The sequence below is a fragment of the Pedobacter vanadiisoli genome, assembly GCF_042684385.1.
GTDB lineage: Bacteria > Bacteroidota > Bacteroidia > Sphingobacteriales > Sphingobacteriaceae > Pedobacter > Pedobacter vanadiisoli.
Map to the genome: position 1 here is coordinate 214,094 of NZ_JBHULL010000044.1, position 12,419 is coordinate 226,512.

The following is a 12,419-nucleotide window of genomic DNA, read 5'->3' on the forward strand; positions in this document are numbered from 1 at the left end:
TATAACACCTTAATTATTTAATGAGTTGTATTTTGTAAGCTGGAAAATAATTATCATTGCTTACCATGTAAAGCTTTTCAATAATTGACTGGGATATCATCAACCTATCAAAAGGATCATTATGGAAATGCTCTAGCTTTGAAAGTTGGATGATGTGATTAAGTGTAATAGGCAATATGTCAAATCCACTTTTTTCTATAATACTAAATATTTCCTCAATTGTTGAGTTTAAATTCAATCTCCCCAGTGCATATTTAATAGATAATTCCCAATAACTAGCTATACTGACAAAACACTTGTTTTTTGAATCTTCAATAAGCTCCTTGGTTTTTTCTGAAAGTTTATCGTCATTAGTGATAAACCAGATTACAATATGCGTGTCAAGTAAAAGATTCATTATAGATAATCTTCAAACCCTTCAATAGGATCATTAAAATTATCCTTTATGCTAATTAGACCTTTTCCTAAACCAGATACCCTCTTTTTGGATTTATCAACTGATTTCTCTTTCGCCATCAAAGAATCGATATAATCTGATACTCTTTTTTTTAATCCGGTAGGTAAGTCTGCCAATTTTGTATATAATTGAATGTCAGTCATAATATCAAATATAAAAAAGATTTGTGACTATTCAGGTTTCAAAAAATCGATATTTCTTTTCAAACCGGCAAATTTGGTGCGCTTCACTGCCGAGCCCTTAAAAACCTTTTTAAAAACATCATCCGTAATTTCGGTCAGGTCTTTTGCATTCAAATCAAGCAGTCCGTTTCCGGGTTTAAAGGCTTCCTCATTATGCGCTTTAGAGAAACGGTTCCAGGGACAAACATCCTGGCAGATATCGCACCCGAACATCCAGTTGCTCATTTTATTTTTAAATTCGCTGGGGATTTCATTTTTGAGCTCAATGGTAAGGTAAGAGATGCATTTCGTTCCATCTACAACCTGGGGTGCAATAATTGCATCGGTAGGGCAGGCATCTAAACAGCGGGTACAGCTTCCGCAGTAATCGGCATGGTATGGATGATCATACTCCAGTTCCAAATCAACAATTAACTCGGCCAGGAAGAAAAAAGAGCCAGTAGTTTTACTGATCAGGTTAGAGTTTTTACCAATCCACCCAATACCCGATTTTTTTGCCCAGGCACGGTCTAAAACCGGCGCAGAATCTACAAATGCCCTTCCGGAAACCTCTCCGATATTTTCTTCTATAAAATGAGTGAGTTCCTTTAATTTTTCCTTGATTACGGTATGGTAGTCCTGTCCATAGGCATACTTTGAAATTTTCGGCGCATTGGGGTCCGACTGTTTTTCTTCAGTGTAATAGTTTAGGGATAAGGAGATTACCGATTTAGCCCCATCAACCAGTAGCCTGGGGTCGAGGCGTTTATCAAAATAATTTTCCATGTATTTCATTTCGCCATGGTGATTTTGTTTCAACCATTTTTCTAACCTTGGTGCTTCTTCTTCAAGAAACTCAGCTTTTGAAATACCACAGGCCATAAAACCCAAACGAATGGCTTCATCTTTGATCAATTGGCTATATTTTGCAGAATTGTTATACACCGGAATGCAAAGATAAGGCTTATGATTTAAAACATTTTCATTAATCGCTTGTTCTGAATATAGGAACTAAATTAATTGATTATCGCTCTTCCTGATCAAGATTTTACTTCAATGGAAGGGCTTTTTAAAGATAAGATATGGAAAACATCGATCCACAACATACGGAATCAGGAGGAGCTCCTAAGCCGATTGAAAAAGATTACGAAAGTCATAAAGAAGACCCGGGACCGGCTAAACCAGCGGTTACCGAAAAAGATGAAAACGGCGCCGGACAGGCCTTGAAATGGGTATTGCCTCTAGCGGTAATTATTGGCCTGGTGATATGGTTTCTGATGAGAAAATAGTTACTTTAGATAAAAAATGAAATGCCGGTACATTAATTGACCGGCATTTTTTTATGGCTCTATTTTAAAAGCTTAACCTGGTAAAGATCTTTCCGTCTGTCTTTCATCACTTTTACCGTTCCATAATGATGTAGCTCTTCTAGTAAATGTAAATCAACATCTACAACCAGTACCATTTCGGTATTCGGAGTTGCCTCGGCTTTGATCGCATTGGTTGGAAAAGCAAAGTCGGATGGGGTAAAAACTGCTGACTGGGCAAACTGGATATCCATATTATTTACTTTGGGTAAATTGCCCACACAGCCTGCAATGGCCACGTAGCATTCGTTTTCTATCGCCCTTGCCTGAGCACAATGACGAACACGTGTGTAACCATTCTGGGTATCGGTTAAAAAGGGTACAAATAAAATCTGCATGCCCTGTTCGGCATAAATGCGGCTCAATTCCGGGAATTCTACATCATAACAGATTAAAATCCCTACTTTACCACAATCGGTATCGAAAACCTGCACTTTATCGCCACCAATCATACCATAATATTTTTGCTCATTGGGCGTAATGTGAATTTTTCTATACTCATCTATTTTCCCGGTGCGGTGACAGAGGTAAGTGGCATTGTATAGTTTACCATCCTCAATAAGCGGCATGCTGCCGGTAATGATGTTGGTATTGTAGCTCAGCGAATATTCATGCATTTTTTGTACAATCTCTTCTGTTTTTTCAGCAAGCTTGCGCATGGCCTCAATTTCAGGTAAGTGGTTGTATGGCTGCAACAAGGGTGTATTAAACAGTTCAGGAAACATCACGAAATCTGATTTGTAACCGCTTAAAGCATCTACAAAAAACTCTACCTGTTCGTAAAATGCCTCCATATTGGAGAACAAACGCATTTCCCATTGTACTAAACCTAAACGGATGGTCATCGCCGAACGGGCCGAGGCATCAATGCCCTGGTAATAAATATTATTCCACTCAATTAAGGTGGCATATTCTTTCGATTCTTTATCGCCCGGTAAATAATTCTTTAATACTTTCCTAACATGGAAATCATTAGAAATCTGAAAAGTAAGGGTAGGGTCGTAAATTTCTTTAGCTTTTACTTTATCAATGTATTGTCTTGGGCTAAGTTGCTCTGCATATTGATGGTATCCCGGAATTCTGCCACCAGCTATAATACTCTTTAGGTTTAAGCTTTCGCAAAGTTCTTTGCGGGCTTCATATAATCTTCTGCCCAAACGCAAACCACGAAAATCGGGATGCACGAAAATTTCTATGCCATAAAGCGTATCTCCATTGGGATCGTGTGTGGTAAAAGAGTAGTCGCCAGTAATTAATTTATAGGTGTGCCGGTCTCCGTACTCATCATAATTTACAATAATTGAAAGTGAGCAGGCCACAACTTTATCATCAACGGCAATACAAAGTTGTCCTTCAGGGAAAATATTTAAAAGTTTTGCGATACTCGATTTTGGCCAGATGGAACCGCCCATACTGTCGTAGGCCTGTAACATTGATTCTTTAAGATCAGCATAATCTTCGAGCGTTAGTTTACGTAATTCAATATTCATACGGTTTGATTTGTATTTAATGAACACAGAAGTTACCTTAATGTTTTCTTAAATCTGTTAAACAAGTTTTTCCAGATAGAGCTCGATATATCTCTTTTTGGAATAAATTATTTAGATTTAAGCGATGACAGAAAACGAAGTATCTTATATTATAAGAGGAAGTGTTTTTAACGGTTATAATACACTTGGTCCAGGATTACTTGAATCTGCTTATGAAGCTGCCTTAAAATATGAAATAGAAAAAGCAGGTTTGTTTGTTGAGAGACAGGTTTCTTTGCCGATGCAATACGAAGAAATCACTGTTGATGTAGGATATAGATTGGATCTTTTAGTAGAAAGAAAGGTTGTCGTTGAATTAAAATCAGTTGAATTTGTTATGAACTTCCATCATAAACAATTACTTACCTATTTTAAGTTGTCAGGGTACAAATTGGGATTATTAGTCAATTTTAATACCGATAATATTGCAGATAATATTTTCAGAAAAGCTATCGGTTAGACCTTTAAATACCTTCTCATTTTTCCCCACAGATGTAGCAGATCAGGCTCGCAGATTAAAATGATTTTTCTGGATCTGTAGCCAACATATCAAATCTGTGATGATCTGTGTTTTTTATCTGAGTTAATCTGTGGGAAAATATTTAATTAAAACAGTTTTCCTGCTTGCCCCGGATAATTTTTCTTTAAGTGTTTATACGCTGCTTCTGTAACTTCGCGTCCACGGGAAGTGCGCATAATATAACCTTCCTGTATTAAAAATGGCTCATAAACCTCTTCTATAGTACCTTCATCTTCTCCTACGGCAGTTGCAATGGTTTTTAAACCAACCGGGCCACCCTTAAATTTGTCGATAATGGTAAGCAAAATTCTGTTATCCATTTCATCCAAGCCATGCTCATCTACGTTCAATGCATCCAATGCATAACGGGCAATTTCGGTATCAATACTTCCATTTCCTTTAATCTGTGCGAAATCCCTTGTTCTTCGCAGAAGTGCATTGGCAATACGCGGTGTGCCACGGCTACGGCGTGCTATTTCGTAAGCACCCTCATCGCTTATTGGAGTTTTTAATATTTCAGACGACCTTAAAACAATCGTTGTTAATAATTTAGCGTCGTAATAAGCTAAGCGCGCATTAATTCCAAAACGTGCTCTTAACGGAGCGGTTAACAAGCCAGAACGGGTGGTAGCGCCAACCAGTGTAAAAGGATTAAGTGATATCTGCACTGAACGGGCATTAGGACCGGTTTCTAACATAATATCGATCTTAAAATCCTCCATGGCCGAATAGAGATATTCTTCTACCAGAGGCGATAAACGGTGAATTTCATCAATAAAAAGAATATCACCTTCATCAAGCCCGGTTAACAAGCCGGCTAAATCGCCAGGTTTATCCAAAACAGGGCCGGAGGTTACCTTAATACCGGTGGCCATTTCATTGGCTATGATATGTGAGAGGGTAGTTTTGCCCAATCCCGGAGGGCCATGTAAAAGCACATGGTCTAAAGCTTCTCCACGGAGTTTTGCCGCCTGAACAAAAACCTTCAGGTTTTCCATCACTTTTTCCTGCCCTGTAAAGTCTTCAAAAGCCTGCGGCCTTAAAACCCTTTCGATATCACGGTCGGTAGGGGTTAGCTTGCTTGCTTCAGGGTCCAGATGCTCATTCATACAGCAAATATAAAATTAAATGCTAAAAAAATTAGGATTTTTTAAATTTATCAGAAACAACGAGATCTTTTGACCCAGGAGTATATTTATAAAAACCTTCGCCACTTTTGGCACCCTTTTTACCTGCAGTAACCATATTTACCAATAAAGGACAAGGCGCATATTTAGGATTTCCAAAACCATCATGCAGTACCTTTAAAATTGCCAAACAAACATCCAGGCCTATAAAGTCTGCTAATTGCAGCGGACCCATAGGGTGGGCCATTCCCAGTTTCATTACCGTATCTATTTCATGAACACCTGCAACGCCTTCATATAAGGTATATATGGCTTCATTAATCATGGGCATTAAAATGCGGTTGGCTACAAAGCCAGGGTAATCATTTACTTCTACCGGTACTTTTTCTAAGCTTTGTGAAAGCGACATAATTGTACTGGTTGTTTCATCACTGGTAGCATAACCCCTTATTACCTCTACCAATTTCATCACCGGAACAGGGTTCATAAAGTGCATGCCGATTACCTTATCACCTCTACCAGTCACAGAGGCAATCTGCGTAATGGAAATAGAGGAGGTATTTGAAGCGAGAATAGCATGTGCTGGTGCATACGCATCTAAATCTTTAAAAATCTTTAATTTTAGGTCTATGTTTTCGGTAGCAGCTTCTACAATTAGATCGGAACCCTGAACGCCATCCTCTATTGAGATATACGTGGTGATGTTGTTTAGGGTGGCTGCTTTCTGACCCTCTGTTAAGGTTCCTTTGGCAACCTGCCTGTCTAAATTTTTGGTGATGGTCTGTATTGCCTTATCCAATGCAGGCTGATTGATATCAACCAGGTTTACTTTATAATTGAATTGTGCAAAGGTATGGGCAATGCCATTTCCCATGGTGCCAGATCCTATAACTGAGATTTGTTTCATCTTTTAATAAGATTAAAAAGAGAATTAACGGTAAAATATTAATTAAAATAAAGATCCTGTTGCACAGGCTTATGGTGCCAGCCTTGTTTTGGTCCAGGTTCCTTTAACTTTTTCGAAATTTATTCTGTCGTGCAGTCGGCTGCTTCTTCCTTGCCAAAATTCTATCCGGGTAGGTTTTACAATGTAACCACCCCAATGCGCAGGTTTGGCTATACCTTTACCGGCACTTTTAGCTTTTAATTCTTCGAATTTTTCTTCCAGAAATACCCTGTTTGGAATAACCTGGCTCTGTGGAGAGGCTACTGCTCCAATCTGACTATCAAGAGGCCTTGTATTGAAATATTCTTCAGAAGTTTCTTTATCGAGTTTTTCTACAGTTCCTTCAATTCTTACCTGTCTTTCCAGATCGGGCCAGAAAAATACCAATGCTGCAAAAGGATTTCTTTTCAACTCTTTTCCTTTTGCACTCAGGTAATTCGTAAAGAACCTGAATCCATTTGTATCAACACCCTTAAGTAAAACGATACGGGCATCTGGCCGGCCGGCTTTATCTGCCGTAGCCAAAGTCATTACATTGGGCTCGTAGATCTGGGCGTCAACTGCATCCTGAAACCATTTCTGAAACTGGACAACCGGATCCTGGTCAACGTCCGATTCATTCAGTGAAGCGCTTTTGTAATCTTGGCGCAGGTTTTGTAGAAATTCATTTGTAACTTGCATTTAACAAAAATAGGCATCTTTTACGGTGTAACAAATGATTATCATCATGCTGAACAATATAAAACCAAAAACCGGCCGCTTGCTTATCTCAGAACCCTTTATGGCCGATCCAAATTTTAAAAGATCTGTTGTGCTCCTGACCGAACATGGCGAAGATGGTACGGTGGGGTATATCCTCAACCAGGTAGGAAATTTGATCTTAAATGATGTGATCCAGGATTTATGGAACGCGCAAAATTATATCTATTTCGGCGGACCTGTTGCTGCTGATACCTTGCATTTTATCCACAGAAGCTACGATAAACTCCAAAGCGGCGAAGATATCGGAAATGGTTTGTACTGGGGTGGAAACTTTGAAACGCTCAAAATCCTTATTAATAACAACGCGATCAATGCTGATGAAATTAAATTTTTTATGGGTTATTCGGGATGGGATAAGGGCCAGTTAGACCGCGAAATAGAACAAAATGCCTGGATGGTGAGCGATAAATTTAACCCTGATCTTATTTTCAGTAACGATGACGAAAAGTTATGGAGAGATGTTATCGTAAACCTGGGACCTAAATATGCGCATATCAGTAATTTTCCGGCAGATCCGAGTTTGAACTGATCAGTTTTTAGTTGACAATTAGTAGTTGACAGTTGCAATCGAATCATGTTTTTAAAATAAAACGATAAATATTTATTGTTTTATTTTAAATTATTTGATATATTTGTTTCATACTCAAATGAATTGATGATGAAACTCTCAGAAAGCAAAGTAATTAAAGCCTTAAATGGATTGGCAACTGTGGTATTGGTTTTATACGTTATAATCCTGTTGATTAAGTTATTTAGCTCAGGTGTACCAAGTGCTACTCAAGGCATCAAATGGTATGAGGTATACAACGTAAAAGCAGAGCCTTCAATAAAAAATATGGTTGTATCTAGAAATGAAGGATTAGACAAATGGTTTAATAATAAGGTTTTAGTAAGTGAAACCAGGAGGGCGATGGTGCAATTAAGGTTTAAAACTTATACTGAGTTATTTTCTTTGCCTGCAATCGGTTTTCAATTGGTTTATTTAATTTATTTTCTCAGTATAGGATTTATAATTCTTTCTGTTAAACGGTTTTTTAAATCCCTTACTGTAAATGAGGTATTTACCAGGAAAAACACATCAATTATTATGTGGTGCAGTGTAATATTAATCTGTTTGCCTGTTATAAGGTGGCTTACTCAAGAATTATTTATTAATTGTATCCTCAATTTAAACCTGAACGATTCGGGTTATTATCTGAGGAATGGAGTAGGATTACTGGATACCGAAACAATTATCGGCTTAGTTTTAATGGCATTTGGTCTTGCTTTTAAAGTTGGCGTTGATATCAAACAAGAAAATGAATCATTTGTATAAAGCTGATTATGCCTATCGTTATTAATTTAGATATCATGTTAGCCAAACGAAAGATGTCGTTAACCGAGCTCTCAGAGAAAGTTGGTTTAACGATTGTAAATCTATCGATATTAAAAACCGGAAAGGCAAAAGGAGTAAGGTTCGATACTTTAGAAGCAATCTGTAAGGTTTTAGATTGCAAACCAGGCGATATTATAGATATCGAATAATAATATTGGTGATATCGTAAGTATAGAATTGTCATCCTGAGCCTGTCGAAGGATCTGCTGTAATACTATTTAGGCGTTTCGACAGGCTCAACGTGACAAGCTTTAAGAAAAAGCTTTAATAAAATTGTTCTTATATAGACTAAAGACTATCAGCGCTTTCTTCAACTTTTCTTCTCAGTTCATCTTTATAAGCCTGCATTTTAACCGTTAAAGTGTCATCAGCTGTGGCCAGGATTTGAGTAGCTAATAAACCTGCATTTTTAGCAGCATTTAAAGCAACCGTTGCAACGGGAATGCCGTTTGGCATCTGTAAAATCGATAAAATACTATCCCAGCCATCAATAGAGTTTGATGATTTAACGGGAACACCAATAACAGGTAATGTGGTGATAGAAGCTACCATACCTGGCAAATGAGCAGCACCACCGGCACCGGCAATAATTACTTTAAGGCCACGGCCTTGTGCATCTTTAGCGTAATTAAACATGCGTTCGGGTGTTCTGTGGGCAGAAACAACCGTAATTTCGTAGTTTATTCCAAATTCTTTTAATACATCAGCAGCATCCTGCATTACAGGCAGATCTGATTTACTGCCCATTATAATTCCAACCAATGCCGAATTTGAATTTACTTGACTCATATTTATTTGATTTCTTTTTTAATTTCCTTTTAAAATTTTACATTTCCAGTTAGCTCTGGTTTCTTTTCAGGGCAGGTGGGGTTTAAGCGATTACTTTTAATGTTTTTTGTACAAATCGTGCTTTTTCGATTGCTTTTTCCCTGTCGATATCTACGATGGTTACATGGCCCATTTTGCGGAAGGGCTTTGTGTATTTTTTACCATATAAGTGAACATAAACACCATCAATAGACAGTACTTTCTCTAAATTTTCATATTTAGCGACACCTTCATAGCCTTTTTCGCCAAGCAGATTAATCATAATGGCATTGGTAATGCTACTGGTATCGCCCAACGGTAAATTATAGATGGAGCGTAAATGCTGCTCAAATTGAGAAACATAATTGCCTTCGATGGTTTGGTGACCACTATTGTGCGGGCGGGGAGCAACCTCATTAACCAATAATTCTCCATCTTTGCAAACAAACATCTCAACGGCTAAAATGCCGGTAATGTTCATGGCCGAAGCAATATTTTTGGCAATATTTTCTGCCTTTTGTTGCAAACTTTCTGCAAAAGTTGAAGGAGAGATCAGAAATTCGACCAGGTTGGCTTCCGGGTTAAATTCCATCTCTACCATCGGGAAGGTTTTCATATCGCCATTGGAATTGCGCGCCACAATTACAGCAACTTCTTTATCAAAATCGACCAATTTTTCAATAATACAAGGGGCATCAAAAGCATTGTCGAGATCTTTTGCGCTATTGATTTTCATTACGCCTTTACCGTCGTAACCATCTTTTCTCAGTTTCAAAATATATGGAAAATGGAAAGGACTGTTCTCCATATCTTCCCTGGTATTTACAATCTGGAAAGGAGAGGTGGGAATATCATTTTCTTTAAAAAACTGCTTCTGTACACCTTTATCCTGAATTAAGCGGATAACTCTCGATTGGGGAAAAACTTTTTTACCCTCTTTTTCGAGCTGTTCAAGCGCATCAATATTTACTTTTTCAATTTCAATGGTGATGATATCAGCTTTCTTTCCGAAGTTATAAACGGTATCAAAATCGGTAATGGAACCATTTTCGAAGTAATTTGAGATATGTTTACAGGGCGCATCAGGATCCGGGTCTAAAACTAATGTGGTTACATTGTAATTGATTGCCTGTTGAATGAGCATTCTGCCCAATTGCCCACCACCTAAAATACCTAATTTTAATTCGCTAATCTGTTTTGCCATGCGCTTGAAAATAATGCTACTTTTGTGCAAAAGTAACCATAATAAATTTATTGATGAATGCTGATGCAATAATTATTGGGGCTGGTGCTTGCGGATTGATGTGTGCGGTACAGGCAGGATATTTGGGAAAGAAGGTAATTGTACTTGAGAAAAACGAAAAACCCGGTGCCAAAATTTTAATTTCAGGAGGAGGTCGCTGCAACTATACGAACCAATTTGCATCAGCTGAGCAGTTTATATCTGCCAATCCGCATTTTGTAAAATCGGCCTTTACCCAGTGGACGGTTAACGATACCATTAGCTTTTTTGAAACCTATGGCATTCAGGGCAAAGAAAAAACCCTGGGGCAATTGTTCCCTGATGATAAAAATGCGAAAGACGTAGTGCAGGTTTTTACTTCAGTTTGTGAAGATTTTGGTCAGGAAATTAGGTGCAGTGCTGATGTAAAGGATATTGAAATACTACCTGCTGGCTTTAAAGTAACTTATGAGAAAAATGGAAAAACAGTTGTTTTAACTTCCGAAAAGCTCGTTATTGCTACAGGCGGTCTCCCTATTCCAAAAATGGGCGCTACTGATTTTGCCTTGCGTTTTGCCAGAAAACAGGGTCTAAAAATAATCGAAACCGCTCCGGCACTGGTTCCCTTAACCATTACCGGAAAGGATGAAGAGTGGTTTGCACGGCTTTCGGGAAATTCTGTTTTTTGCGAAGTAAGCAATGATGAGATTTCTTTCGAAGAAAATATCCTTTTTACCCATTGGGGATTAAGCGGTCCAGCTATTTTGCAGATTTCTTCATTTTGGAGAAGGGGAGAAACCATCAACCTGAATCTGTTGCCCCAACAAGATATAGTTGCATTACTGGATGAAGAAAGGAAAACAAACGGCAAAACATTATTGTCGACCTTGCTGAACCGGATTTATACCAGAAAGTTCACTGAAGCTTTAGACAAATTTTTGCCTTTAAATAAACCCGTTGCTGCATTAACTAAAAATGAAATCGATTTAATTGAACAAACAATCCACCAGTTTAAAGTTAAACCTGCTGGCGATAAAGGTTACGATAAGGCCGAGGTAATGCGTGGTGGAATAGATACCAACGAAATTTCCTCTAAAACGCTGGAATGTAAAAAAATCCCGAACCTGTTTTTTGGTGGCGAATGTTTGGATGTTACAGGCTGGCTGGGTGGCTATAACTTTCAATGGGCCTGGGCCAGTGCTTTTGTGATAGCGCAGAATCTATAAAACCTATCAGGTTTTCAAAACCTGATAGGTTTGAAGATTGTTCCTTTACAAATAAACATCAGGCAGTATTTCCCATGCCCAGGGTTTTTTAAATGTTTTAAAAGTCCTCAGCTGTGAAAAGTATAAAACCTCACTGGTTTTCTTATTGGCAATATCCCTTCTGTGCAAATTACCAACGGTGGTAAATAATTCACGGGTTTTAAAATCATAAATCCTTTCGGTCATATCACCATTATTTTGATTATAATAAAGATTAATTGCACTGGTTAAAAACCAATCTTTGTTTTCGAATTTAAAAGTATAACCCAATTCCCAGCGCCATTCAGAACCTCCCTGAAAGCGCAGATAAAGTTGTTGGTCTTTAATCGCAATCTGTTGCAGTGGGTCGCCCAGTTTACCACCTTCTTCTGAGCGTAAGATAAAATCGTTGTTTTGTGTAGACAAACTAAAAATACCTGTCGATTTATCCCTGAAAAATATGGCCAAAATTCTCGGTTTTTGTGTTTCCTTTATAATGGCACTGCTATTGTCGCCATAAACCCGTGCCTCATCAATCGTTTTGTCATATTCAAAAACCACGGCTAAATCAGCTGAACCATCATTGTTCAGGTCGCCGTTAACCTGATCAATCACTTTCCAGTTGGCTGGAGTAAGCTGCTCCACAGAAGTACCTTGCACTTTAATTTTAGGGAATATAAATGTTTTTTGCGCAAAGCTGATTTGCGTCCAGAGCATCAGAATATAAAAATAAAAAACTTTCATGCAGGCCAAAAAAGGTATTGATGTAAGGATAAAACGTGTTAATCGGGCTTTTAGTTTGTTATTGAGTTCAAAGGCGATTAACAGTGATGGAATCACAGAAAATTGTCGCAGTTCATTTTCTGTTAGCGCAATAGTGTTAAAATTACACCGCTAAAACT

At 38.1% G+C, this 12,419-nt stretch carries 16 protein-coding genes; 6 read left to right on the forward strand and 10 right to left on the reverse strand.

Features of this window, described 5'->3' with window-relative positions; genetic code table 11:
* Positions 1–13: 13 nt before the first annotated feature.
* From ACFSR6_RS22170 to queG, 3 genes are read right to left on the reverse strand one after another with little or no spacing between them, the layout of a single operon-like run.
* Positions 14–397, reverse strand: coding sequence for a type II toxin-antitoxin system VapC family toxin (locus ACFSR6_RS22170; protein WP_379083119.1), 384 nt, complete (start codon positions 395–397; stop codon positions 14–16).
* Positions 397–600 carry a type II toxin-antitoxin system VapB family antitoxin gene (gene vapB, locus ACFSR6_RS22175; RefSeq protein WP_379083122.1) on the reverse strand — a complete coding sequence of 68 codons (204 nt, stop codon included), beginning with the start codon at positions 598–600 and terminating at the stop codon, positions 397–399. Before vapB ends, ACFSR6_RS22170 begins: the two co-directional genes overlap by 1 nt.
* Before the next feature lie 27 nt (positions 601–627).
* On the reverse strand, positions 628–1,563 hold the full coding sequence (queG, locus tag ACFSR6_RS22180; RefSeq protein ID WP_379083125.1) for a tRNA epoxyqueuosine(34) reductase QueG: 936 nt from the start codon (positions 1,561–1,563) through the stop codon (positions 628–630).
* Between the two features lie 137 nt (positions 1,564–1,700).
* On the opposite strand from queG, the gene ACFSR6_RS22185 reads away from it, so the two are divergent.
* The gene (locus ACFSR6_RS22185; RefSeq protein ID WP_379083127.1) at positions 1,701–1,907 is read left to right on the forward strand and encodes a hypothetical protein; all 207 of its coding nucleotides are present in this window, start codon (positions 1,701–1,703) and stop codon (positions 1,905–1,907) included.
* Between the two features lie 59 nt (positions 1,908–1,966).
* On the opposite strand, the gene ACFSR6_RS22190 is transcribed toward ACFSR6_RS22185, so the two are convergent.
* Positions 1,967–3,475, reverse strand: coding sequence for a GNAT family N-acetyltransferase (locus tag ACFSR6_RS22190; protein WP_379083130.1), 1,509 nt, complete (start codon positions 3,473–3,475; stop codon positions 1,967–1,969).
* A gap of 124 nt (positions 3,476–3,599) precedes the next feature.
* On the opposite strand from ACFSR6_RS22190, the gene ACFSR6_RS22195 reads away from it, so the two are divergent.
* Positions 3,600–3,974, forward strand: coding sequence for a GxxExxY protein (locus ACFSR6_RS22195; RefSeq protein ID WP_379083131.1), 375 nt, complete (start codon positions 3,600–3,602; stop codon positions 3,972–3,974).
* Positions 3,975–4,120: 146 nt separating this feature from the next.
* Here the strand turns inward: ACFSR6_RS22195 and ruvB are convergent, their stop codons facing one another.
* From ruvB to pdxH, 3 genes are all read right to left on the reverse strand, one after another.
* Complete coding sequence (ruvB, locus tag ACFSR6_RS22200; RefSeq protein WP_379083133.1) at positions 4,121–5,143, reverse strand: Holliday junction branch migration DNA helicase RuvB; 1,023 nt, start codon at positions 5,141–5,143, stop codon at positions 4,121–4,123.
* A gap of 31 nt (positions 5,144–5,174) precedes the next feature.
* Positions 5,175–6,068 (reverse strand): 3-hydroxyacyl-CoA dehydrogenase family protein, encoded by an 894-nt coding sequence (locus tag ACFSR6_RS22205; RefSeq protein WP_379083135.1) that lies wholly within the window; start codon positions 6,066–6,068, stop codon positions 5,175–5,177.
* A 69-nt stretch (positions 6,069–6,137) separates the two neighbouring features.
* Complete coding sequence (gene pdxH, locus ACFSR6_RS22210; protein WP_379083138.1) at positions 6,138–6,788, reverse strand: pyridoxamine 5'-phosphate oxidase; 651 nt, start codon at positions 6,786–6,788, stop codon at positions 6,138–6,140.
* A 46-nt stretch (positions 6,789–6,834) separates the two neighbouring features.
* Between pdxH and ACFSR6_RS22215 the strand changes: the two genes are divergently transcribed.
* The 3 genes from ACFSR6_RS22215 to ACFSR6_RS22225 all read left to right on the forward strand — a co-directional run bounded on the left by ACFSR6_RS22215 (position 6,835) and on the right by ACFSR6_RS22225 (position 8,393).
* On the forward strand, positions 6,835–7,398 hold the full coding sequence (locus ACFSR6_RS22215; RefSeq protein WP_379083140.1) for a YqgE/AlgH family protein: 564 nt from the start codon (positions 6,835–6,837) through the stop codon (positions 7,396–7,398).
* Between the two features lie 75 nt (positions 7,399–7,473).
* Entirely contained in the window at positions 7,474–8,184 is a 711-nt protein-coding gene (locus ACFSR6_RS22220; protein ID WP_379083142.1) for a DUF2975 domain-containing protein, read from the forward strand.
* A gap of 35 nt (positions 8,185–8,219) precedes the next feature.
* On the forward strand, positions 8,220–8,393 hold the full coding sequence (locus ACFSR6_RS22225; RefSeq protein WP_308421174.1) for a helix-turn-helix transcriptional regulator: 174 nt from the start codon (positions 8,220–8,222) through the stop codon (positions 8,391–8,393).
* A gap of 139 nt (positions 8,394–8,532) precedes the next feature.
* Here ACFSR6_RS22225 and purE read toward each other — a convergent pair whose 3' ends face one another.
* Both purE and ACFSR6_RS22235 read right to left on the reverse strand, forming a co-directional pair.
* Positions 8,533–9,033: a 5-(carboxyamino)imidazole ribonucleotide mutase gene (purE, locus tag ACFSR6_RS22230; RefSeq protein ID WP_379083145.1), complete on the reverse strand. Its 501-nt coding sequence runs from the start codon at positions 9,031–9,033 to the stop codon at positions 8,533–8,535.
* 82 nt (positions 9,034–9,115) lie between these two features.
* Complete coding sequence (locus tag ACFSR6_RS22235; protein WP_379083148.1) at positions 9,116–10,255, reverse strand: 5-(carboxyamino)imidazole ribonucleotide synthase; 1,140 nt, start codon at positions 10,253–10,255, stop codon at positions 9,116–9,118.
* Between the two features lie 53 nt (positions 10,256–10,308).
* On the opposite strand from ACFSR6_RS22235, the gene ACFSR6_RS22240 reads away from it, so the two are divergent.
* A complete protein-coding gene (locus ACFSR6_RS22240) occupies positions 10,309–11,499 on the forward strand; it encodes a BaiN/RdsA family NAD(P)/FAD-dependent oxidoreductase (protein WP_379083151.1) in 1,191 nt (396 codons plus the stop codon).
* A gap of 45 nt (positions 11,500–11,544) precedes the next feature.
* Here ACFSR6_RS22240 and ACFSR6_RS22245 read toward each other — a convergent pair whose 3' ends face one another.
* The gene (locus tag ACFSR6_RS22245) at positions 11,545–12,261 is read right to left on the reverse strand and encodes a hypothetical protein (RefSeq protein ID WP_379083154.1); all 717 of its coding nucleotides are present in this window, start codon (positions 12,259–12,261) and stop codon (positions 11,545–11,547) included.
* Positions 12,262–12,419 lie beyond the last annotated feature (158 nt).

What these genes read in the sequence shown, in the direction of transcription:
- ACFSR6_RS22190 (WP_379083130.1), bottom strand. Translation starts at nt 3,475, where the DNA reads ATGAATATTGAATTACGTAAACTAACGCTCGAAGATTATGCTGATCTT.
- ACFSR6_RS22225 (WP_308421174.1), top strand. Translation starts at nt 8,220, where the DNA reads ATGTTAGCCAAACGAAAGATGTCGTTAACCGAGCTCTCAGAGAAAGTT.
- ACFSR6_RS22170 (WP_379083119.1), bottom strand. Translation starts at nt 397, where the DNA reads ATGAATCTTTTACTTGACACGCATATTGTAATCTGGTTTATCACTAAT.
- ACFSR6_RS22235 (WP_379083148.1), bottom strand. Translation starts at nt 10,255, where the DNA reads ATGGCAAAACAGATTAGCGAATTAAAATTAGGTATTTTAGGTGGTGGG.
- purE (WP_379083145.1), bottom strand. Translation starts at nt 9,033, where the DNA reads ATGAGTCAAGTAAATTCAAATTCGGCATTGGTTGGAATTATAATGGGC.
- ruvB (WP_379083133.1), bottom strand. Translation starts at nt 5,143, where the DNA reads ATGAATGAGCATCTGGACCCTGAAGCAAGCAAGCTAACCCCTACCGAC.
- ACFSR6_RS22185 (WP_379083127.1), top strand. Translation starts at nt 1,701, where the DNA reads ATGGAAAACATCGATCCACAACATACGGAATCAGGAGGAGCTCCTAAG.
- ACFSR6_RS22205 (WP_379083135.1), bottom strand. Translation starts at nt 6,068, where the DNA reads ATGAAACAAATCTCAGTTATAGGATCTGGCACCATGGGAAATGGCATT.
- vapB (WP_379083122.1), bottom strand. Translation starts at nt 600, where the DNA reads ATGACTGACATTCAATTATATACAAAATTGGCAGACTTACCTACCGGA.
- ACFSR6_RS22240 (WP_379083151.1), top strand. Translation starts at nt 10,309, where the DNA reads ATGAATGCTGATGCAATAATTATTGGGGCTGGTGCTTGCGGATTGATG.
- pdxH (WP_379083138.1), bottom strand. Translation starts at nt 6,788, where the DNA reads ATGCAAGTTACAAATGAATTTCTACAAAACCTGCGCCAAGATTACAAA.
- ACFSR6_RS22215 (WP_379083140.1), top strand. Translation starts at nt 6,835, where the DNA reads ATGCTGAACAATATAAAACCAAAAACCGGCCGCTTGCTTATCTCAGAA.
- ACFSR6_RS22245 (WP_379083154.1), bottom strand. Translation starts at nt 12,261, where the DNA reads ATGAAAGTTTTTTATTTTTATATTCTGATGCTCTGGACGCAAATCAGC.
- ACFSR6_RS22195 (WP_379083131.1), top strand. Translation starts at nt 3,600, where the DNA reads ATGACAGAAAACGAAGTATCTTATATTATAAGAGGAAGTGTTTTTAAC.